Annotated in this window: 3 protein-coding genes; 1 reads left to right on the top strand and 2 read right to left on the bottom strand. The window is 35.5% G+C overall.

Features of this window, described 5'->3' with window-relative positions; translation table 11 throughout:
• Nucleotides 1–307: 307 nt before the first annotated feature.
• The gene (locus tag AC1DSL_RS17840) at nt 308–532 is read right to left on the bottom strand and encodes a DUF3953 domain-containing protein (RefSeq protein ID WP_477533264.1); all 225 of its coding nucleotides are present in this window, start codon (nt 530–532) and stop codon (nt 308–310) included.
• A gap of 120 nt (nt 533–652) precedes the next feature.
• On the opposite strand from AC1DSL_RS17840, the gene AC1DSL_RS17835 reads away from it, so the two are divergent.
• Nucleotides 653–1,492 carry a tyrosine-type recombinase/integrase gene (locus AC1DSL_RS17835; RefSeq protein WP_477533263.1) on the top strand — a complete coding sequence of 280 codons (840 nt, stop codon included), beginning with the start codon at nt 653–655 and terminating at the stop codon, nt 1,490–1,492.
• A gap of 97 nt (nt 1,493–1,589) precedes the next feature.
• Here the strand turns inward: AC1DSL_RS17835 and AC1DSL_RS17830 are convergent.
• The coding region (locus tag AC1DSL_RS17830) for a DUF3885 domain-containing protein (RefSeq protein ID WP_477533262.1) at nt 1,590–1,794 on the bottom strand (205 nt) is incomplete at its 5' end.

The following is a 1,794-nucleotide window of genomic DNA, read 5'->3' as shown; positions in this document are numbered from 1 at the left end:
GGGTTATCCCACCCGTGTTTGTCTTGGCAACCCGAGTAATCTTTACGCATTATTGAAATGATTTCTTCAAAAACTTCACCGTACATTTTATTTTTATTCCTCCTTTTACAATCGCCCATCCCCGAAAAATGACCCACTTATTTGTTTTACTAAACTGCCCCGTTAGTTTATTAAGAAAAAATGCTTCACTCCTTATTGAAGTAAAGCACCTGTTAGTTTAAGTAAGATACTTCACAAACTTTAATAGAATTGGTTATTTATTTAGGACTTAACACTGAATTAGTTGAAAATTTCTCCCTAAATTTAATTAGAAACTAAATAAAGCCACCGCAATAACTAATAAAGATACTGGTATAAAAAACATACCCCAACTATTTTTACCTTTATTTTTAAATTCCTCTATTCCTATAATTGCAATAAAAATTCCAAGCAATAAAGATGATATTGGACCATACAAAAAATCTTTTGTAATTAAGCCGTATGCTGAAAGTGCTATTACAATTAAAACAAGAATTATTTTAATAATTTTCAACTCAATTCCCCCTCGAATTATTGAACTAAACTGCCCCGTTAGTAAAAACACATCCTATGTCTATAATTCTATTAAGTTGGCAATAATCCTTTTAATATTACTAATTTAGGGGGAATGAAATTGTTACTCTCAAAAGCATGGGCTTCGTTTGAAGCTGATAAGCGAATAGAGGGCTTCTCGCCACAAACGTTGAAGGCTTACCTGTTACAGTCTTTGCTACTAATTGGTTATTTTAAGGATGTAGAGATGGAATTACTGGATACAAATCAACTGAAGGAATATCTCGCTATATCCGGCAAGCATTTAAAACCGGCCAGTCTTGCACATCGTATCCGCTTTATGAAATCATTTTTTCGTTGGTGCCATGAAGAAGGCTACCTGAGTAAAAATCCAACTTCCAAAATTAAAGAACCCAAAGTAGGGAAGCGGATACCCAAGTATTTAACCGAACGGGAAATTGAACACCTTCGTGAATCCTGTCATTCCCCAATGGAAAAAGCGATTTTTGAATTCATGTTTTCTACCGGTTGTCGAATTGGAGAAATAGTTGCGTTAGAAAAGAACCATATTAATTGGTCCAATCAATCCGCGATCGTTGGAGGAAAAGGCGATAAGGAAAGAGAAGTTTATTTTAATACACGTTGTGACATATGGCTTAAACGCTATATGGAAAGCCGTAATGACCATAATTCAGCCATCTTTGTAACAGCAAGACAGCCACATAAAATGAGTGTCGCCCAAATGCGATACATCATCAAGCGGATCTCCAATCGTGCGGAAATCAATAAAGATTTTCATCCACACCAACTRAGACACAGCTACGCAACTCATTTATTGAATAATGGAGCTCCTATTGAAGTCATACAAAGTCTTATGGGGCATGAGAAAAGTGAAACCACCAAGATCTATGCTCAGTTAAGTGGAAGGTTAAGGAAAGAGTATTATCAGAAGTACTTTTAAAAGTAAAAGGAGCAACGTCTTAAAATACGTTGCTCTACTTTACTAAAGCACCCGTTAGTTGAACAAGAGAAAATAGAATGAAATACTTTGATTGTTTTCATTTTTTCAATCCTCTTCCTCCTAACCCTTGTTCAATCCTTTTTCTATCAACTTCTTCTACCCAATCGTAGTATTTCTCATAAAGTGGACGTATTCGATCTGCTTCACGGGCTATAACTTCGCATCCTCGGTCGTCGTAGACAAAGAAAATAATGTCTTTTGTGATGTTCACTAAGAAAACATCGGGATAATCGATGTAGTAC

The organism is Paenisporosarcina sp. P4_D4 (genome assembly GCF_056401835.1).
Note: the sequence above shows the minus strand (reverse complement) of the source record. Positions and strands in the feature narration are given on the sequence as shown.